Raw genomic sequence first — 20778 nt, forward strand, 5'->3', positions numbered from 1 at the left:
TGATAATTCCCATGAAAAGAATAGTTACTTTACTATTAGTTATAGTATCATCAAGTAGTATGTTAGCACAAAGAACATATTACAATCAAGCAGTAAATAGTTGTGCAGGTAAATCGTCTGAAGAATTAATTAGTTGTATTAAAAATAGTTATTTATTAGACTACGATTTTAAAACAGACCAAGACAAATTAGTCAGTACTAAAGAAATTAAAAAACCGATAGTATTAATTACAGCAGCAACATGGTCAGCGCCTTGTTTTGGACAGGTACCTGCTCTAAATAGGATGGTGAAAAAATATCACGAACAAGTAGAGTTTATTATGATTTTTTGGGATTCTAAAGATAAAATCAAAAGATTTCAAGACAAGTTAGATTCAAGAATTACGTTAATTCCTGCTGGGGCTGATGATAAAGTTGAGAAAGGAAACTTAGATATCAGTGGATTCGTTCACAAATTAGATTATCCTACAGCATATTTAATAGACAAAAATAAGAAGTTTTTAGATGTTAAAAGAGGTGCAGCCACTCCTTCTAAAACTATGAATTGGGATCAAGTTACAGATACAAATACTAAAGAATTAGAAACTTTTATTAGTCAAGTTATAAATTAAAGTTCTAATTATTACAATATGTAAAACCTCTTTCTTAATTTTGAAAGAGGTTTTTTATTTTAATTAAGCTATGATACAATCAGCCATAAACGCTATTAAAGCATATTTTGATGCATTAGCCATCATTAAAAAATTGAATTTGTGGAAATATTTTTTTATTCCAGTAATTATAAGTGCAATAACAGCAATTGTTATTGGAACATTTTCCTACTTTTTATCAGATGATTTAGGATATTACTTAGCTAAACTTTGGCCATGGGAATTTGGAAAAGAAACTTTTACAGCTATTGGTAATGTACTTAGTGGAATAGCCATTTTTGCCTTAGGTTTAATGTTATACAAGCATATAGTTTTAGCTTTAGCTTCTCCGTTTATGAGTCCTGTTTCTTTAAAAATAGAAGAACATTTGTATGGCAAGCAACATCAACACAAGCCGAGTACCTTTTCAGAATCTTTGGCAAGAGGTATCAGAATTAGTGTCAGAAACATAGGTAAAGAATTACTATTAACTATACCTATTTTACTACTAAGTTTTATTCCTGTAATAGGTCTTTTTTCATCGATCCTATTATTTTTAATACAAGCATATTATGCAGGATTTGGAAATATGGACTATACCTTAGAACGTCATTATAATTATAAAGATACAGTAGCATTTGTGCAAAAAAATAGAGGTACAGCAATAGGAAACGGAATCGTATTTATTCTTTTCTTATTAATTCCATTTGTTGGCGTACTGCTAGTTTTACCTTTTTCAGTAACAGCTGCTACTACACAAACACTTCGTAAAATAAGATAAGTTTTAACTCAACAGTAATGTGTTAATTTGAAATTAATAACTAAAATTTTATGAAACGTTTGTAATGAGGTTTTATTAAAGGGAATTAGATCTATTGATAAGAATTTTTAAAAATCAAGGTAGCAGCATTGGAATTAAGATGAAAAGTTGTTTGAGCAACAGCGAGTTCTTTTCATCTGTGGCTGGAGTTACCGTAGTATTTTTTTATTCTTATCATAAATCTTGATTTTTGCTCCTTTGTATCAAGACAAAGGAGGGGGGGATTGATTTTTTTAAATAGCTTTTTTTAGCAAATTATTAAAGATTTTACTGGTAAGAATTTCTTTTTCAATATTTACGTTAAAATAGAAAAATAGAAAGTACGGTTCAAAAATTTTAGATCGTACTTTCTATACTTTTATATATTACTTTATTTTAGATAGAAATGAAATAATATTATCAACAGGAGTAATCTCTAACCAAGTTTCCTGCGTTTTATCATCTTTCCAACCAGAGGTTACTAAACCGACTACTTTTCCTTTTTGATCAACTACGGGAGATCCACTTAAACCTCCTAAGCTTTTCGGTCCTTTTATTTGTAACAAAGAATGATAATTATTTTCGGTTTTATCAAATGTATATTCATATACACGTTGATTTCCTATACTATCTTTATACGTCCAACCGATAGCATATAAAGGTTCACCTTTTTGTAATGTAGAAGCTCTAAATTTAAGAGGCTTATGATTTGTGGTATTCTCTTTAACAGAAAAGACTAACCAATCATTATATGTATTCCAATTAGTATTCATATAATTCCATGTTAAAGAATCTTTCCTATTTGTATTTAATAGTTTATCAGTTATAATATATTGTGTACTATCGTTTTTAGGATGCATTTTCCATTCCTTTAAACTACCTTCAAAATCAATAAATTTCATTTTATCATTTTTTGCAATAATTAAAATATGTTTAGCAGTTATGGCATATGTGGTATTGTTATAATCAACTAGAAAAGCGTTTGAAGCATTAGGATTATTGAACTTAGCATCCTTATAAGAAACATTATTGATTAATCCTATTGGTGTTTTTTGTAACCTTTGTGTTGTTGAACAATTACTAATTAACGTAAGTGTAAATATGATTGCTATAGCTTTAAATAATTTCATATGTTATTATTATAATACGATTTGTTTCAACTAATTTATAAAGTTAGCAAGCATCAATAATTTTAAAAAGATAAACAACTATTAAAAGAATACGTATGCTATGTTGTAGTATACTTTTACATTCTTATATAGTTAATACTGTTTTATCGATGCATTTTGGGTGTTTATCAATTTCTGAAATATACCGTATGTAAATTTAGTATATTTCCAAAATGAACTTTATGAAGAAAAAAATAGTACAGCATATTCTTTTTTGGATAGGAATTTTCTTGTTCTATATTTTCTCCTCTACAGATCCAGAATTATTTGAGCAAACAGTAATAACTACATTAGTGAAATTTCCGTTACTAATACTAGCCGCATATGCATTTAACTATTGGCAAGTTCCTTCGTATCTAAAACAAAAGAAATATATCAGTTTTGCAGTATCAATGCTAGGTGTAATTATCGTACTAGTCATTTTATTTCGCTTTATAGGGTATTTTTATCTAGACCGTTTTTGTGCAGATGGACCATATCCTTTATTAAGTTTGGTCGATTTTCCTTTTTATATGCTATCCTTTCATTTTCCTGCGCTATTAATGTACTTCTATAAAGTCAATAAAGAACAAGAAATTAAGAAAGAGAAAATTTTTCAATTACAAAAAGAAAAAATCACAACAGAGCTTAAGTATTTAAAAGCGCAATTAAATCCTCATTTCTTATTTAATACCTTAAATAATTTATATTCTTATGTGCTTATAAAATCTCCCAAAGCTCCTGATATGGTGCTACAACTTTCAGAAATTTTAGACTATATTTTATATAAAAGTCAACATGATTTTGTGGCATTAAGAGAAGAAATACAGATTATTGAAAATTATTTAGCATTAGAACAAATTAAGTATGGAAATAGGATAACGATTAGTTTTGAAAAAGAAATTCAACATAAAGAATTAAAAATAACTCCATTATTACTTTTGTCTATAGTAGAAAATGCATTTAAGCATGGAGCTAGTGGTAGTATTGAAAAACCTACGATTAACATAAGTCTTAAAGAGTTAGATTCTACCATTGAATTTGTAGTATGGAATACTATAAGTGCTACTAAAAAAGATAATAAAACAGATAGTTATAAAAATGGAATTGGTCTTTCTAATATTCAGAGGCAATTGGATTTAATTTATCCAGAAAAACATGAGTTGATCACAGAAGAAACAGATTCATTTTTTAACCTTAGACTAACTTTAAAAATAGATTGATATGTTACGTTGTTTATTAGTAGATGATGAATCTCCTGCAATAGAATTGCTGCAAAATCATATAAACAAACTTAATGATATAACAATTGTAGCAAGTTGTTATAGTGCAATAGAAGCATTTGAAGTACTAAAAAAAGAACATATCGATCTGATATTCTTAGACATCGAAATGCCTGTATTAACAGGACTAGATTTTTTAAAAACAATTAAATCTCCTCCTAAAGTAATTATTACCACTGCATATAGAGAATATGCGATTGAAGGTTACGATTTAGATATCGTAGACTATTTGTTAAAACCTATTTCATTTGATCGTTTTATAAAAGCGATAGACCGTTATCATGAAAGAAGTAGTTTCATAAATAAACAAGTGGAGCCATCACAAATCAATGATAATTCGTTCTTTTATGTCAACATAAATAAGAAACACATAAAAATTATTTTTGAAGATATCCTATATATAGAAAGCCTAAAAGACTATGTTAGAATTCATACTAAAAACCAAAGGCTCATAGTAAAAAGTAACATAGGAAAAATAGCTACACAGTTGCCGAAACATCTCTTTTTGAGAACACATCGTTCTTACATTATATCCTTAGATAAAATAACAGCATTTACACAAAGAGATGTAGAAATAGGAAATATAGAAATTCCTATAGGTTCTAGTTATTTTAAGGAAGTGCAACAAGTGTTAACAAGAACTTAGTCATATTAAAGGTATTCATATACTCTTACACTATCATGGTCTATTAAAGAAAAAATAGAGTTATATCTTCTATAATTTAGAGGTATGAATCTTAAAAAATAGATGATATGAATACCATTAACATTATAAGTATAGTATTAATTTTTACTAATATTATTTCTTGTTCAATTGACAAAACAGAAAGAGAAAAAGAAGATGAATTTGTAAAAAAATATGCTCCAAAAGATTTAAATACTCATGGATTTACCTTAGCTGTTGATTCTAAAGTTCCTGAGGTACATCAATTACTTAACGATTTAGAAAAAAGTTTCTATTTCTATGGAGATAAAGAAGAATATGAAAAAAAAGCAGCCAGAATTAAAATGTTAGATCCTGATTATCCAAGTGGAGTTTTAATGGGCTCTTTTTATGAAACCGACGAAAATGAGTATAAGAAAAAAGTAACCAAGGCCTATGAACTATCAAAGAAATCTAGATTGCAATCAGAACGAGATCTAATACAAGCAGAATATTCACTTTTAGTTGAAGAAGATTATCCAAAGGCACAAAAATACTTTCAAAAAGTGGTTGATATGTACCCAGATAGTGCAGCTGCTATATGGTCTTTAGGTATGGCTTATTATTACAGTAAAGAACACGATAAGGCTCTTGAGTGTTATAAAAAGAGTACTGAAATTATTCCAAATTTGCCAAAAGGTTATGAGTTTATGGCGGCCGTATATTACGATAAAAAAGAATATACTAAGGCATTAGAATATCTAAATAAAGCAATAGAGTATGGTGCAATTGCAAAAAACGATGTTTATTTTTCAGAGTTTGAGAATTACGTGTATTATAGAAATAAGCAATATGCTAAAGTTTTACAATCTGTTGAAAAAGCATTTACCTATGGAGAAATGTATAGGAATAGTGAAAATTTAAAAGAAGTGTATCGTTTGTCTAAAATAAAGCTAGATAGTTTAGGAAAATTATAGTTTATATTTTATGGCGTAAGATTGAAATTACGTTCTTGATAATAATTACTTTTGCGGTACAATAGAAATGAAAGAATGAAAGATCAATTTTACGCCTATATTCAAAAATTACAAGATACCATTACTACTACGCTAGAAACCATAGATGGTAAAGCTCAATTTCAAGAAGACATATGGAAAAGAGAACAAGGTGGAGGAGGTAGAACTCGTGTAATTGAAAATGGAAATGTATTTGAAAAAGGAGGCGTAAATATATCAGCTGTTCATGGAGAGTTACCTGAAGTACTAAGAAAACAATTTAAAGTAGAAACGGGTGATTTTTTTGCTTGTGGATTAAGTTTGGTATTGCATCCAAAAAATCCTTTTATACCAACAGTACATGCAAATTGGCGTTATTTTGAAATGTATAATGAGAAAGGAGAGATTGTTACACAATGGTTTGGAGGTGGACAAGATTTAACTCCTTATTATTTGTTTGAAGAAGACGCCAAACATTTCCATACAGTTTGTAAAGAAGCTTGTGATGCACATCACTCAGAATTTTATCCTAAATTCAAAGAAACCTGTGATAATTATTTTTGGAATTCACATAGAAATGAGGCTAGAGGAGTAGGAGGGTTATTTTTTGACTATTTAAAGGAAACAGAAGAATTTTCTATGCAAGATCGTTATGATTTTGTAACGGAAGTAGGTAATAGTTTTCTAAACAGTTATGTTCCAATAGTTGAAAAAAGAAAAGATACTTCATATACGCCAGCACATAAAGATTGGCAAGAAGTTCGACGTGGACGCTATGTTGAATTTAACTTAGTTCACGATAGAGGAACACTTTTTGGCTTAAAAACAAACGGTCGCATAGAAAGTATTTTAATGAGTTTACCACCTACGGTACAATGGAAATATAATCATATACCAGAAGATGGAACACCAGAAGCTGAGTTATTGAAAGTTTTAGCTAAACCAATAACTTGGGTTAAGTAGTTTATGAATAGGGGAAGTTTACTTACGATGTTGCTTCATTCATTGATAGTCATAGGATTTGGTCACGGTATCGGTTTTATAATATTTTTCGATGTGTTTGCTATTCCTCATCTTTTTACAAATGGAATTGAGATTAATTTTAACTCCAACTATGAAGATAGAGTTATGGATGTTGCTGTCTTTTCTGCGGTAGGAAAAATACTATTAATTTTGGGGCTACTTTTTAAGCAGAAAAATTATAAAATAGTATTGAATTTAATAGGGTTAAGTTTACTATTATTTTCTGTATGTTATCTTACCTATGGAAATTGGAGTTATAGTAGTTTATTCGGAATTTCTTTTAGTTTTAGTATCCCTTTTCTAATATATTCATTACTATTTTTAGCTACAATTTTAGTAGAAATAAAAAAATAACTTTGCTTACTGCCTACTGGTCTCAACTCCAAATCACATGTTTCTTTGTTGTTTTTGTATTGATCTTTTTAGCAGCCTGTAATTTAGCTTTCAATAAATATTTTCTACCTTTTATGTTTCGAGTGTAAATTAAATCTGATTTTTTGATATGTTTTTCCCAGTACTTCTTAAAGACAGATGCACTCTTTTTGTTTATTCCAAAAATATCTGGAACTGTAAAAAAATGTTCTTTTTTGAGTTTTTTACTAATCCAAGTAGATTCGCAAATTAAATACTTTGGATTATTTACGGGCAGTAAAACTTCATTTAAAGCATCAATAAATAATTTACATTCTAATCGGTTTAGACCATCAGCAGTGCAAGATATATTACCATCTTCTTTTATGCTAGTTTTAATCTGAACTTTATTTTTAGGAGTAGTAATCATCTTTAAATCATAGAGTGTATGTAAAATAACTAAAGCCCTATTGTATATTTTTTTATCGATGATTCCATATTTCAAATAATATTTGACAAAAACATTTACTTTAAAACCAAACCATATAATCAAGAAGAGTAAAAGTATAACCAAAATGGAAACTACAATTGTATTGTTAATCAAAAAGAGTATAAAAGCATAAACCATGAGTAGAAAAAGTATATACCATGTCTCTTTCAAACCAAAAATAACAGCATTAGTATAGTTTTCCTTTTGTGGGATAGTTTGTTTTTTAGGTGTTAAGTATGTAAGCTGTTGACGTACTTTTTTACCTTTAAAAATAGCAGATTTCCATTTTTCAGATATTGAGTTTCTATTTGAAGAGAATTCTAATGTTTTATGATTTAAACTTTCTACATCATTAGCAAAAATAGTACTTGGTAAATTTAATCGTGTCATTCCGGTTTGAATACTATTTTCTTCTGTGTTTGAAATTCCTAAGAATGAATTGAAACGTCTTTCTAACACAGTAAAATCTTTTCCTCCGTTTTCATTTGTAGTATCCAAACACGCCAAATGCCATATTAAACCAACTTTTCTAGGTTCGTTTTCATCAATTCGAATTGCTCGCCCTCGCATTTGATTCGACGTTACAAAAGAACCTACAACCGAAGCTAAAATAAGACTATTGATACTAGGAGCATCCCAACCTTCACCTAAAAGTGATTTGGTTCCTATAAGTACTTTAATATGTCCTAATTGAAAAAGAGCGGTAATGACTTCAACAATGCTTTTTTGAGAAGATGATTTAGATGAAATTAGTAGAAAATTATCATCTGATTTTAAATACGAGATTGAATAATTTTCCAAAGCATCAATCTTTTCCAATTCAGGAATAATATCTTGATGAATAATAACAATAGAACCTGTTAAAACAGCAAGAGATTTGGTATAAAAGATGACATTTCTAATTCTATGAAAAATAGGAATGACCCCAATCTTTTGAATATTTTCATACTCGTGATTGGGAAGATTTAAATACTCTTTCCTGATGTAATCCGTAAGAATAACACAGCGTAAACTATCTTTTAAGTTTTTTTGTTCTTGACGTACAATATCAATTATACTTTTCAGTTTACTTGGGCTATTGCTTAATGATTTATACACTAATTCATCACCAGTAAAATTCACTTTGTTCTTACTAAAAATGGAAAGTAATCGAAGTTGTTTTTCAATTGTATTCAAGTAAGTTTCGTGATCTATTAATATTTCTCTATCGGTGACTAATAAAAACTGAAATAAAATTTCAACCCAGTGGTTAGACAGTTTTGGAAATTCAATAGCCTCTTCTCTATTAAAACCTAAAATGACCAATTTCTCGTTAGCAATATTTTTTTGACATGCGCTTAAGAAAATGAGAACAGCAGAGAAAAATTCGGTATGTTGGTAAATTTCCTCTAAGTACCCCTGTGTGTTTTTATAAAAACGATGGTTCTCTATAAAATCAATAAAAGTAGCATCAGTAATAAGATTACTTACAAACTCATCCACTTTTTGTTTGAATTGTGTTATGAATTTGGCTTCTTCATCATCAGGTTTGGAGAGGTAAATAAGATCTTGATGAGGCGCTAAGTTTTTTTCTTTAACTAGGTCTGGTACTACAATTTCATCATCGACTTCACCACAGAGTTGAAAATATTTTTGAATTTCAGAATTTACACTATCATAAGGAGGAGTAGCTGTTAAAGCGACAACAGTTTGTAAATGTTCTTCTTTTAAATCGTATAAGCATTTCCACCAAGCATTTTTTAAATGATGGGCTTCATCTAATAATAAAACCTCTATCTTTTCTTTCTTAAAAAAATCGAAATAAGCTTCAGTGGAATCAAAAGTTTTAAAAAAACTATGTAATGCTTGGTAAGTAGAAAAAGTTAAGGTAGAAGGAGTTTTTATATCAAAAGAAACTTCATCAAATTTTCCATCTACAGTAAAAAAGTTTTGTAATCTATCATTCCATTGATTTCTAATAGTAAGTGTAGGAGCTAATACTAATGCTTTTTTACCAATGCGCCTTAGGATTTCCAAACCAAGAATTGTTTTTCCTGATCCTGGAGGTGCTACAATATGAAAATGATTATCTTCAATATGTGCGCTAAAATTTTGTAGAATAGTGCTTTGGTAAGATCTCCAATGAAATTTAAATTGCAATTTTTGTAAGTCTATGCTCATGATTGCAATTTACAATTTCAATTTATAAAAAGTACATTGTATATTATTTCATATACAATGTACCCTTGTTTATAATTTCAGCTTGGACACTTTTAGATTTTCCGTTAGCTGTATAATTTATATGGATAGCGTTTTTTAAGTCGTTTAATTTTTCAGAAGAAGAAACCCTAACTTGATATTCACCTGTAGTCAATACTTGTTTTGGGTTTAAAATAGTTCCATCACTAAGCTTGTAGACTTGAAACGTTGAAAAGTTTTTAGAATTAGAAGCATCACCAATAGACACTGAATCTATTTGAATGTCTTCATTAACTTTTAAAATTGCTGAGAAATTAGCACCAAAAGTACCGTTCGGTCTTCCAGGAACGGTACTTTGTTTATTGGCACTTTTTATTTCCATTTCTGTTGATTTACAACCCAATAATATTGCAAAAGAAAATAAGGCTGTTAAGAAACGTTGGATCATTATTTAATTATTATTTTTTTGTTGATACTACTTTTACCGTTTGTTATTCGAATCAAATATATACCACTAGCAATACTTTCGGTAGTTATTTTTTGAATATTTTCAGTAATATTTCCTTCTTTCACAATCCCACCAACATAATTATAGATAGTATACGAAAGGTTTTCTCTATTAAAGCTATCAGATATTTTGATATTGAACTCATTATCTACAACAGGGTTAGGGAATAAAGAAAGATTAACTGCATTTTTGAATTCCTCATCTTCAGTACCTAATGTAGAATCGCTAATATTATGTCTCCACATTCCTCTTCCGAATGTACCTATATATAAAAGTTGATCTGTATAATTGATTTCTAAATCATCAATAATTACATTAGGTAAACCAGTACCTAATTTTTCCCAATCTGTCATGGTATCATTTTTCCAATATACTCCTAATTCAGTACCTAAAAATAAAGTTTCATTAGTTGAGTCTATTTTAAAAATTACTTTTTTCACTACAATATTTGGTAGTCCATCACTCATATTAGTCCAAGTCACTCCATTATCAGTAGATCTGTACACTTTACTTCCAGCTGTATATCCTGAAACAGTTGCAAATACTGTAGTAGAATTAGGTACAGCAGCAAAACTATTAAAAGTAGCTCCTGTAGGCGCAGTTACAGCGTTCCAAGTAGCTCCGTTATCATCACTACGTCTAGCAGTAGTTCCTATACCATAGATTCTAATAGAACTACCATTAGTGGTTACATCTAAGAAGTCTGTACGGACTAATCCACTATTAAGCGCTGTAAAATTATCACCTCTGTCTGTAGACATTTTAATATCACTATCAGCTGCATAAATAGTGGTAGGAACTGTAGGGTGGATAGCCATAGGCGAAACAAAAGCAGCACTACCGTCACCAGCTAAAATTTGAGTGGCAGAAAACGCACTTGAAGCATATCCATCACTAGTTCTGTATAAAACACCACCTACACCACCTAAATATCTTGTACTAGGTGTATTGTAATCAATCCCTACACCTGTACCATCTCCGGCAGCTGCAGATACCCATTGTCTAACACCATTTTTTAATACTTTAGAAAAACCATCATTATCTTGATTTCCCATCATAAAATCATCACCACTTGAATCCTGTGTAACAGCAATATGATATGATTGTGTAATATTTAAACCTGGCGATAAATCTACCCAAGTGTTAGCTGCTCCAGAAAAAGAACCTCTATGAATACCTCCATCATGACCACTAAGAACCGTATCTCCATCAGGGAAGAAAGAAAAGTGGTGGAAATCAGGGTGTACATAAAAACCAACACCAGGAGGATCATTATAAGGATTTAAGCGTACAGCAAAAGTAGCTCCTCCATCAGTAGATCGATATCCTCTAACGCCACCAACTATGATGTTATTTGCATTTGTAGGAGAAAGTGCCAAACAAAGATTATAACCTCCTTGAGAATTAAAATCAGCAATGGTAGTTGTACTTACTAAATCATTAGCAGTATTATCCATATTAAAACGATACTTTTTAAATTCTCCTATTTGATTGATACCATAGAAATGATCTGGATCATTAGGTGTTGTAGCTATCTTTAAAATTCTCTGACTATTTTCGCCGATATATACAGAGTGAAGTGCGAAATTATCTCCAGAATCAGTGGAAAGGTAAATTCCATCCCAAACATCTGAAACAACTACTCTAGTAGGATCATTAGGATCAAAAACGATATTTTGGAAAAATTCTCCAAAAGTAGTTCCAGTTGGAGATGTAGACCATGAAGATCCAGCATTGTTAGATACTCTAATTTCTCTATTAGTTAATGCAAAAATTCGAGAAGAATTTCCAGGAGCAAAAGCTAAATCTCTAATAAATTCGTTATCATTAAGTGAAAATCGTAAACCTGTAGGCGCCCAAGTATCACCACCATCTGTCGATTTAAAAAGCCCGATAGAAGAAATGTGTTGAGCATTTTCATCTCCAGTGGCCATGTAAATAATGTTTGTATTGTTTGGATCAACTAATATGTCAGTTACACCTAAACCAGCTAACTCATCAGATTTTGGAGTCCAATTTTGTCCACCATCTGTAGACTTCCATATACCACCAGCCGCAGCACCAGCATATAATATTTGATTATTATTTGGATCTTCTACTACTACATTCACTCTTCCTTTTCCTGGATAAGCAGAATAATTATTTCGGTGCGGATTATCAACAGGACCAATATGTGTCCAAGTAGAAGTTAAAGATCTATTAGAAGTCAAAGCATTTAAAACTTCACTCTGATACTCTCCATTGTCTTTTTTAGTAGGGAAAGCTCCATTTGAATTTACTCTGTCTTTCCAAACATATGCCCATCTTTCTACTTGTTTTACTGCTTTTTCATTCGCTTTTACCTCAGATTTAGAAAGTGCTTTCTGAGATTTGGTAATTACTTTATATTTAACTCTTCTTTTGCTAAGAATTTCATTAAAATTTTCAGAGTAAATATCTGAAGATTCGCTTTTTGTTATTTGTGCAGCACAATTGAAAGTTAAAAAAATTGAAGCTACAACTAGTAAAAATCTACGAGGGATAATTCTAATTTGCATATATCTTAATTTATTTGATAAAATTAACAATTATTCTTCAAGTAGTCTAAAATTTTAACAACTAGGGAGGTATTTCCCGTTTAGTGTTAAAATAGTTAGTGACTTAAACTAGATTTAAGTTTTAATTGACATATATACAGCGATTTAAAAAATGAAATAAAATCGTCTCCCACTGTTAAAAAAAAATACTCGATTTAATTGACAGTTAGCTGTTTATAGATACCTATGAAAATGTTTTTTTCTTAAAGAAAATATAAAATAAACAAGAAGCTTATTTGATTTTTTACAGTATTGATAAAAATTTATCAGTTTTACATTTAATTTGATAATAATTAAGTCGTAATTATTTACTATTTTTGCATCGCAAAAAACAGATTAATACTATGGCTAGATTTGAATTAAAGCTTCCTAAAATGGGAGAAAGTGTTGCAGAAGCAACTATTACTTCTTGGTTAAAAGAAGTAGGAGATACCATTGAAATCGATGACACTATTGTTGAAGTTGCTACTGATAAAGTAGATAGTGAAATACCAAGTGAAGTTGATGGAAAGCTTGTTGAAATCTTATTCGATAAAGATACTGTTGTTCAAGTAGGACAAACTATAGCTATTATTGAAACAGAAGGAGAGGGAGAAATAGAAGCTCAAACTTCTAACGGTACGAATGTTGCGAATAATGGTACGTCTGTAGCTACCTCAGTTGCGGAAGTAGAAAAAACTGTAGAAGTTGCAAAAGAAATAGTGAATGATCCAATCGATACTTCCTCAAGTAGTAGATTTTATTCTCCTTTAGTTAAAAGTATTGCACAAACTGAAGGGATTTCTATAACTGAGCTTGAAGAAATAAAAGGTACAGGAAAAGAAGGAAGAGTAACTAAAAATGACATATTTGCTTATCTTGAGAATAGAAAAAATCCTAAAGTAAGTAATGACGCTATACAGTTTGATATTGAAAAGCCTAAAAAAATAGAAAGTGCACCTGTTTCTATAAGTGGAGAGGATGAAGTTATAGAAATGAGTAGAATGGGCAAGCTGATAGCTAAGCACATGGTAGACTCTGTACAGACTTCTGCTCATGTACAATCATTTATTGAAATTGATGTAACAAATATTGTAAATTGGAGAAATAAAGTTAAGGATGCCTTTTTGAAAAGAGAAGGAGAGAAGTTGACTTTTACGCCAATTTTTATGCAAGCTGTTGCGCAAACCATCAAAAAACATCCATTAATCAATATAGTTGTTGATGGAGATAAAATTATCAAGAAAGGTAATATTAACTTAGGAATGGCAGCTGCATTACCAGATGGAAATTTAATAGTACCAGTAATTAAAAATGCTGATGAGTTAAGTTTAGTTGGAATGACAAAAAAGGTTAATGATTTAGCTACTCGTTCTAGAGCAAATAAATTAAAACCAGACGAAATCCAAGGAGGAACGTATACGGTAACTAACATTGGTAGTTTTGGAAGTATAACAGGGACGCCAATAATAAATCAACCACAAGTTGCAATTTTAGCGTTAGGTGCTATTGTTAAGAAGCCAGCTGTTATAGAAACTCCAGAAGGAGATTTAATAGGTATCCGTCATAAAATGATAGTTTCACATTCTTACGATCATAGAGTAGTAAATGGAGCATTAGGAGGAATGTTTATAAAAACTTTTAAAGATATCATAGAAGCTTGGAATCCAAACCAAGACTTTTAAATAAATTTTCATAAAGCATAGTAGTAGAAGAGATCCAAATTTTGGATCTCTTTTTTGTTATATTCATATCTTAAAATAAAATTTAAAATTATGAAGAATTTAGAGAAATTTAAGGACTTTGAAATTTCTAGAGAAAAGTCTAAAGACATTAAAGCAGGCTATTTTTCAAATTTGTGTTTGTCGACCAGAGCAGCAGCAGGATATTTAAGAACCGTTTTTAAAAGATGTCCTTTTGGTTGTGTTCAAGAAAGAGTAATATGGATTGCAAACTTATGTGAAGGTAGAGAACCATGGGATGATGGTTATCAGGTAATTTCAGATGAATTAAAAGATAATACTAATATTTCAATTACGATTTGATGATAATAAAGTCTAGAGAAATCTAGACTTTTTTATTTATAGATATCATATAAAGCATCAGTTAATTTGGAAAAATTAAATTGATATACACTTTCTATTTTCTCAGTGGATATTCTACTTCCAGCTAAAACAATAATAGCCAATTCCCCTAAAACTAGTTTTAAAATAAAACTAGGTACATTAAAAGGAGTAACAGTTTTTTTTAATGTAGTACCTAAAATTTTGGTGAAAGAGGTATTGGTTTGATGTTCGGGAGCAACAGCATTATAAATACCAGTAAAAGTAGTATCTTCTATAGCTTTTACGTATAAATTGCATAAATCTTCAATATGAATCCATGGGACATACTGATTTCCGTTTCCTAAAGAAGATAAAAATAAAGGTGTATTCATTTTTTTTAAAGCTCCTCCTTTTTTACTTAATACAACACCAGTCCTTAAAATAGTTACAGGAATATCTGAATTTGAAAATAAAAGTGCTGCTTTTTCCCATTCAATACATATTTTTGAAATAAAATCGTTGGCTGGCTCATCAGTTTCCTTATAAATATTTTCAGAGGTGATTGCTCCATAGTATCCAATTCCTGATGAGGAAATGAATCCTTTTAAGGGGATAGATAACTCTTTCACTTTATTGTATAATAATTCTGCAGAAGCAACTCTACTATCAATAAGTTCTTTCTTTCGTTTAGGTGTCCATTTTTTATCAGCTATTCCAGCTCCAGCTAAATGAATAATATAATCTACGCGTAGTGCTTTTTCATCAATGAAATTTGAACTAACATCCCATTTAAAATGATTTTTTGCTTTTGGGCTTCTAGTTAATATAAAAACCTCGTGTTGTTTTTCTATTAGTATTTTTTCTAATAAGGAACCTACTAATCCAGTTCCACCAGTTAATAAGATTTTAGCCATACTGTAAAAATAAAAAACGATAATCAATTGATCATCCTTCTAACCATTTTTATGATTATTATTTACTTCCTCTTAAAGTAACTCTTCTGACTAATTTTAGCGTTGCTTTTTGTTGGCTTCACAAAGTTTTATAATTTCTTGTATTCTTTTATGACGAGTAGCTTCTCTTTTAGCTTGAAATAACCAGTACAAATAGTTTTTTCTGTAGGAAGGAGAGAAATTTTCATAGTTTTTATATGCGATTGGGTTAGCATGAAAAGCTAATTTTAAATCATCAGGAATAATTAAATCTTCTACACTATCTAAAGAGGTCCAACTTCCATTTTGTTTGGCAATTTCTATAGATTTTAAACCACTTTTTTGTAGTAATCCTTTTTTTGAAAGTTCTTCTATATAAGTTTTGTTTAATCTACTCCATACACTTTTTGGTTTTCTAGGAGAAAAATACTGTCTTCTTTTACCATTTCCTAAGCTTTTTACTGTAGAATCAATCCAACCAAAACACAAAGCTACTTTAACAGCTTCTTCCCATCTCATGGATGGAATTTTAGTCTCTACTTTATAAAAAATGAGATATATACCATCATACTTGTCATGATTTAGTGCTAGCCAGTTGTACCATTCTACATCCTTTTCAAAATAGAGTTCTAGTCTTGTTTTTTCCAAAAGATATCCTTTTAACTAATTTATTTAGCTAATTAAAATAAGGAAATCTTGTTAAAAATTACATTTTAAGAATCATTAAATCAGCTAAGTTTAAATATAATTCATTTATGGATAGAATTTGTTCTTCTAAAAAATCACCAAATTGTAATGTAATTTGATTATCAAAATCTAAAGACATAAAAATGGTAGCAGGATATTCTATGGTAAAAGCATTATCAACTCTATTTTCAGAAGGTAATTTATTAACATTACTTTTTCTCTTTAAAAATTTATTGTTATGATGAATTATAGATAGACCACGTAATGTATTTTCACTTTTAAAAATAGATTCATTAAAAAGCTTAATATCAAATTCTTTAGTAATAAAAAGGAACTTATCTTCAGAGATATTACGAATTAAAAAAGAGGTATCATCAATAAAATTGAAAAAGGAAGAAGAAGTATTTTGATTTTCATCGAAGTTGTCATAGTACAGATCTTTATTTTCTGATTCGTAATCTATACCAAAAGCTGTTTTTTCAACCTGAGAATAACTGTTGAATGTAAAAAGTAATGTTAAGAGTAAGACTGTAGTTTTCATGATAATAAGTGTTTATCTAAAGATAGTGATAAATCGTTTTATATCAATGAATTGAGGTGTTTTTTGTTGATTGAAAATATTGATTATAACTATAAAATAAGTTTATCATATCGTGTCAATACATAAAAACCACTTCTAAACTGAAGTGGTTTTAACATATATTTTAATAAGAATATTGTTGATTATTCTTTATCTAATTTCTTTGTTAAGTTAAATCCTGTAAATAAACCTAAACCTCCCATAAAGAATATCATAGCAGGATACATAGCTTCTTCTTCTAACATTGTATAGGTTGTAACTAATAAAGCTAAAAATACTCCTAAGCCTATCCCCATTAATAATAAAGAAAGGTTTAAAACGATAACTCTACCAGTAAGTGTAGATCTTTTTCTTTCTCCTAACATAAAGATTTTTGCATCAGCTCCTTTTTCAATTAAAGCCAAACGTTCTTTATTTCTGGTAGAATAAAAAAGGTAAAAAATTCCAAATATTACAGCGAATAAGAACATAAATACAATTGCTACTTCCATATTATTGTTTTTTTAAATATTATTTTTAATGTGTTTACAGGTATGACATTTCAATTTAAAAAAAGGTTACATAATTTTTTAAAAAAGTTTTTTGTTTTTTCTGTAACCTTTTTTAGAAGGTGTATGTCATAGTTAAAGTGGCTATTATCAACAACGATCAAACATATATAGAAAAGATATTACAAGGTAATACAAATGCTTTTGCTTTTTTAGTAGAAAAATACAAAGTGATGGTATTTAGTTTAGCCTTGAAAATGTTGAAGAATAAAGAAGAAGCTGAAGAAGTTTCTCAAGATACTTTTATTAAGGCTTATAAAAATTTGTCTAAATTTAAAGGTGATTCTAAATTTTCTACTTGGTTATATAAAATAGCCTATAGAAATTGTTTAGATAATTTAAAAAAGAATAAAGAACGATATGTAGTAGATACTATAGATGAAGTTACAATTCATAAAATTAGTAGTACAGAAGATATTTTGGAATCGATTTCAAGAAAAGAAAGAGCAATAGTAATTAAAAAATGTTTAAATGATTTACCAGAAGAAGAACGTACTTTACTTTGGATGTTTTATTTTGATGAACTAAACCTTAAAGAAATCATGGAAATTACTGGTCTATCATCATCGAATCTTAAAGTAAAATTACATAGAGCTAGAAAAAGATTAGTAAGTGTTGTAGAAAAAAATGTTGAACCTGAATTGATTAATCATTATGGAAGAAAATAAACATATCGAGGAATTAGATGCTTTTGCAAAAAAATATATAACGGATATAGAACCAGATACCCCATCCATAGATTTTACTTCAAATCTAATGGAAGCTATACATGAAACTGAAAATGCATCAGTTTTTAAACCTACACCTTTAATTTCATCTAAAGTTTGGATAGTTTTATTTGTAATTCTAATTACTAGTATTATTTATGTTTCTAATGGGGAATCCATAGCCAAATTATGGCAGTTTAAATTCAATTACAGTTTAAATAATATTGTTCCTGATTTTTTGAATACACTATCTATATCTAATATAATGCTATATGCTTGCTTTTTCTTTACGGTATTAATATTTGTACAGATTTATTTGTTGAAAGCCAGATTTGAAAACTATATAAATAGCTGATAATTTAATTGTTAGTTGGTTTGTTTCGTTTTTTGTTTTCAAAAAAATAGTATCTTACAGTGTTAACTATTAAAATATTTTCCCTTATGAAAAACAATCTTTTAATATTTCTGGTATTCTCATTAATTTCTCTTGCTTGTGTTGATAAGAAAGCAGAAGAAGAGAAGAAAAAAGCAGCTGAAATAGAGCAAAAAATAGAAGAAATTGGTAAAGAAACAAATCAAGATTTAGAATCTTTACAAAAGGAAGCTGATGAAATAGATAATGAATTAAAAGAACTAGATAACCTTTAAAAACTAGAAACATGAAACTTTTAAAATACATACTGGTTTTATCTTGTTTTGCTGTAGTAGGAACTATAAATGCACAACAAACCAAAGAGGAAAAAAAAGCTAAAAGAGAGTTAGTGAAGCAAAAGAAAAAAGAGCTTAAGCAGAAAGGAAAAGAAATGAAAGAGAAAAAGGCAGAACTTAAGGCAGAAAAAGCTGAACTTAAAGAGGCTAAAAAAGAATTAAAGGCTAAAAGAGATGAAGTTTTAGGTGAACACAAGGAAAAAATGAAGGGAATGTCTAAAGAAGAAAAAAAAGCATATTTAGAAGACAATCCTGAACTAAAAGAAAAACTAGAGAAACATAAAGAAGCTACTAAAGAAAAAAGAAAAGAACTTAAAGCTAAAAGAAAAGCATACAAGAACAAAAAAGCTGAGGCAGTTCAACAAAGGATAGACAACAAAAAAGAAAAAATATCTTTTTATGAAGATAAGAATGTAAAAGCTACAGCTAAAATTCAAGCGACAAAAGAAAGAATTGAAGAAATGAAAGCTTCAGGAAAAATCACTGAAGAAGAATATGCTAAAAAAATGGAAAAAATAGCTAAAGTTGAAGAGCGTATAAAAAAACACGATGAAAAGATTATTAAAATGAAATCTAATCTTAAAAATAGTGAAGACAAATTGCTTAAGTTAAACTCAGACAAAAAAGAAGAATAGAAATAATTTAAAATAAGTCAAGCTATTGAAGTTACAATCCAATAGCTTGATTTTTTATTAGCACTGCCAAAGGGTATAATACCCCGAGACTTGTCACGAAATAAAAATGGATAGTCAATTATAAATGCCTCGCATGCTTGCCTCGAGGAAGTTTACTTACGCAAAAAACGAATCGCACTAATTCTTCCATTGGTAACTTCATAAATAGCAACAGTTCTAAATTTTTTACCGTCTATAGTGATAGACTCTTCATCTATAACTTTATTATCTTTTACAATTCTTGTAATAATTTTGCAATGGAGATTTTTAACAGTATTAAACATAGGTTCATATATATTTCGCATTTTATCCTTTCCTTGGTATTTGAGTTGATCTAAATGCGTAAAAACCTTTACATCTTTACTAAAAGTAGCCATAAATGCTTCGATATCTCTATTATTATAAGCTTCTAGTTGTTTTTGAACAATATGTCTTGGAGATTCTTCAGCAGCAAAAGCTAATTTTGTTCCGTTTTTATTTACCGTAATTCTTGATATATTATTTATTTCTTCATTAGAAAAAATATAAAATATCGAAGGACTCTCTTTAGTTTCAGGATTATATCTATAAATGCGATTTTTATGAGGAAATAGTAGTTCTCCATTAGGTAACCAGCACACATCTTGATTTTCTTGTACATTAACAATAAACTTGGTGGCTCTAGTTTTGGGATGTAAAGACCAAACCTCCCATTCTTGCCCATTCTTTTTCATAAAACTAATTAAATTAGAATTTGGAATCTTATGAAAAGATCTTCCTACGTTTTTAATTAAGCCAATATTTTTTTGAGGAGTAATGCTACTTATATTGAGTTGTAGAGAATCGTTTACTATGGCTGAAGAAATTAAAGTATTTTGGTCATGCCAAAGTGGATAAGCTACTACTAAATCTTGAATTAATTCTTTATATTTTCCAGTATTAAAATTATAAGCATAAAATCCTTGTTTACCATCTTTATCTAGACGTACAGCAGATAAATGTCTAGAGTTAGGTATTCGTTGTGGTGAATATTCTCCTCCATTAGGAGTGTTACTTATATAGGTAAGTTTATCCAAAGAAATGTCATATTTTACAATATCAGTTTGTTTATTTCGGGTTGAAGAAAACAGTACAGTATTGTCATCATAAAAATGAGGTTGATTGTCATAACCTTTATTATTTGAAATATTTTTTCCATTAGAAATTACCCATTCATTATTTTTTAAATTAATATCAAAAAGATGAATTTCAGTATTTGCTTGTGCGAATGTAAAAACCGGTATAAATAATAGTAATAACTTTTTCATAAAGTAGAA

General features: G+C 29.2%; 22 protein-coding genes. 13 read left to right on the plus strand and 9 right to left on the minus strand.

The window, feature by feature from the left end; translation table 11 throughout:
* Positions 1–11: 11 nt before the first annotated feature.
* Positions 12–611, plus strand: a complete 600-nt coding sequence (locus tag BVC87_RS05255; protein ID WP_159439321.1) for a TlpA family protein disulfide reductase — start codon at positions 12–14, stop codon at positions 609–611.
* Positions 612–681: 70 nt separating this feature from the next.
* On the plus strand, positions 682–1410 hold the full coding sequence (locus BVC87_RS05260; protein WP_075341309.1) for an EI24 domain-containing protein: 729 nt from the start codon (positions 682–684) through the stop codon (positions 1408–1410).
* A gap of 404 nt (positions 1411–1814) precedes the next feature.
* Here BVC87_RS05260 and BVC87_RS05265 read toward each other — a convergent pair whose 3' ends face one another.
* The gene (locus BVC87_RS05265) at positions 1815–2558 is read right to left on the minus strand and encodes a S1 family peptidase (protein WP_075341310.1); all 744 of its coding nucleotides are present in this window, start codon (positions 2556–2558) and stop codon (positions 1815–1817) included.
* 221 nt (positions 2559–2779) lie between these two features.
* Here BVC87_RS05265 and BVC87_RS05270 point away from each other — a divergent pair, with 221 nt between their 5' ends.
* From BVC87_RS05270 to BVC87_RS05290, 5 genes are all read left to right on the plus strand, one after another.
* Positions 2780–3799: a sensor histidine kinase gene (locus BVC87_RS05270; protein WP_075341311.1), complete on the plus strand. Its 1020-nt coding sequence runs from the start codon at positions 2780–2782 to the stop codon at positions 3797–3799.
* A 1-nt stretch (position 3800) separates the two neighbouring features.
* The gene (locus tag BVC87_RS05275; protein ID WP_075341312.1) at positions 3801–4505 is read left to right on the plus strand and encodes a LytR/AlgR family response regulator transcription factor; all 705 of its coding nucleotides are present in this window, start codon (positions 3801–3803) and stop codon (positions 4503–4505) included.
* A gap of 107 nt (positions 4506–4612) precedes the next feature.
* A complete protein-coding gene (locus BVC87_RS05280; RefSeq protein WP_075341313.1) occupies positions 4613–5479 on the plus strand; it encodes a tetratricopeptide repeat protein in 867 nt (288 codons plus the stop codon).
* 75 nt (positions 5480–5554) lie between these two features.
* The gene (gene hemF, locus BVC87_RS05285) at positions 5555–6460 is read left to right on the plus strand and encodes an oxygen-dependent coproporphyrinogen oxidase (protein ID WP_075341314.1); all 906 of its coding nucleotides are present in this window, start codon (positions 5555–5557) and stop codon (positions 6458–6460) included.
* A 27-nt stretch (positions 6461–6487) separates the two neighbouring features.
* Positions 6488–6874 carry a hypothetical protein gene (locus BVC87_RS05290; RefSeq protein ID WP_075341315.1) on the plus strand — a complete coding sequence of 129 codons (387 nt, stop codon included), beginning with the start codon at positions 6488–6490 and terminating at the stop codon, positions 6872–6874.
* 22 nt (positions 6875–6896) lie between these two features.
* Here the strand turns inward: BVC87_RS05290 and BVC87_RS05295 are convergent, their stop codons facing one another.
* The 3 genes from BVC87_RS05295 to BVC87_RS05305 are packed head-to-tail and all read right to left on the minus strand — an operon-like array spanning position 6897 to position 12584.
* Positions 6897–9521, minus strand: a complete 2625-nt coding sequence (locus BVC87_RS05295) for a DEAD/DEAH box helicase family protein (protein ID WP_075341316.1) — start codon at positions 9519–9521, stop codon at positions 6897–6899.
* A gap of 43 nt (positions 9522–9564) precedes the next feature.
* On the minus strand, positions 9565–9987 hold the full coding sequence (locus tag BVC87_RS05300; RefSeq protein WP_075341317.1) for a hypothetical protein: 423 nt from the start codon (positions 9985–9987) through the stop codon (positions 9565–9567).
* Positions 9987–12584, minus strand: coding sequence for a T9SS type A sorting domain-containing protein (locus BVC87_RS05305; RefSeq protein ID WP_075341318.1), 2598 nt, complete (start codon positions 12582–12584; stop codon positions 9987–9989). The genes BVC87_RS05300 and BVC87_RS05305 overlap by 1 nt, the downstream gene beginning before the upstream one ends.
* 383 nt (positions 12585–12967) lie before the next feature.
* Here BVC87_RS05305 and BVC87_RS05310 point away from each other — a divergent pair, with 383 nt between their 5' ends.
* Positions 12968–14287 carry a dihydrolipoamide acetyltransferase family protein gene (locus tag BVC87_RS05310; protein ID WP_075341319.1) on the plus strand — a complete coding sequence of 440 codons (1320 nt, stop codon included), beginning with the start codon at positions 12968–12970 and terminating at the stop codon, positions 14285–14287.
* Between the two features lie 90 nt (positions 14288–14377).
* The gene (locus tag BVC87_RS05315) at positions 14378–14647 is read left to right on the plus strand and encodes a hypothetical protein (RefSeq protein ID WP_075341320.1); all 270 of its coding nucleotides are present in this window, start codon (positions 14378–14380) and stop codon (positions 14645–14647) included.
* Positions 14648–14679: 32 nt separating this feature from the next.
* Here the strand turns inward: BVC87_RS05315 and BVC87_RS05320 are convergent, their stop codons facing one another.
* The 4 genes from BVC87_RS05320 to BVC87_RS05335 form a co-directional block, all read right to left on the minus strand.
* Positions 14680–15561, minus strand: coding sequence for a TIGR01777 family oxidoreductase (locus BVC87_RS05320; RefSeq protein ID WP_075341321.1), 882 nt, complete (start codon positions 15559–15561; stop codon positions 14680–14682).
* Positions 15562–15657: 96 nt separating this feature from the next.
* Positions 15658–16227 carry a YdeI/OmpD-associated family protein gene (locus BVC87_RS05325; protein WP_075341322.1) on the minus strand — a complete coding sequence of 190 codons (570 nt, stop codon included), beginning with the start codon at positions 16225–16227 and terminating at the stop codon, positions 15658–15660.
* Positions 16228–16285: 58 nt separating this feature from the next.
* Complete coding sequence (locus tag BVC87_RS05330; RefSeq protein ID WP_075341323.1) at positions 16286–16807, minus strand: hypothetical protein; 522 nt, start codon at positions 16805–16807, stop codon at positions 16286–16288.
* 182 nt (positions 16808–16989) lie between these two features.
* Complete coding sequence (locus BVC87_RS05335) at positions 16990–17337, minus strand: DUF6249 domain-containing protein (protein WP_075341324.1); 348 nt, start codon at positions 17335–17337, stop codon at positions 16990–16992.
* A 137-nt stretch (positions 17338–17474) separates the two neighbouring features.
* Between BVC87_RS05335 and BVC87_RS05340 the strand changes: the two genes are divergently transcribed.
* From BVC87_RS05340 to BVC87_RS05355, 4 genes are all read left to right on the plus strand, one after another.
* Positions 17475–18062, plus strand: coding sequence for an RNA polymerase sigma factor (locus BVC87_RS05340; RefSeq protein WP_075341325.1), 588 nt, complete (start codon positions 17475–17477; stop codon positions 18060–18062).
* Positions 18049–18456 carry a hypothetical protein gene (locus BVC87_RS05345; RefSeq protein WP_075341326.1) on the plus strand — a complete coding sequence of 136 codons (408 nt, stop codon included), beginning with the start codon at positions 18049–18051 and terminating at the stop codon, positions 18454–18456. The genes BVC87_RS05340 and BVC87_RS05345 overlap by 14 nt, the downstream gene beginning before the upstream one ends.
* A gap of 86 nt (positions 18457–18542) precedes the next feature.
* Complete coding sequence (locus tag BVC87_RS05350; protein ID WP_075341327.1) at positions 18543–18749, plus strand: hypothetical protein; 207 nt, start codon at positions 18543–18545, stop codon at positions 18747–18749.
* An 11-nt stretch (positions 18750–18760) separates the two neighbouring features.
* Positions 18761–19444 (plus strand): hypothetical protein, encoded by a 684-nt coding sequence (locus tag BVC87_RS05355; RefSeq protein WP_075341328.1) that lies wholly within the window; start codon positions 18761–18763, stop codon positions 19442–19444.
* 152 nt (positions 19445–19596) lie between these two features.
* On the opposite strand, the gene BVC87_RS23045 is transcribed toward BVC87_RS05355, so the two are convergent.
* Complete coding sequence (locus BVC87_RS23045) at positions 19597–20769, minus strand: nuclear transport factor 2 family protein (protein WP_083629289.1); 1173 nt, start codon at positions 20767–20769, stop codon at positions 19597–19599.
* Positions 20770–20778: the final 9 nt, after the last annotated feature.

Origin of the sequence: Tenacibaculum agarivorans, from assembly GCF_001936575.1 — a bacterium.
GTDB lineage: Bacteria > Bacteroidota > Bacteroidia > Flavobacteriales > Flavobacteriaceae > Polaribacter > Polaribacter agarivorans.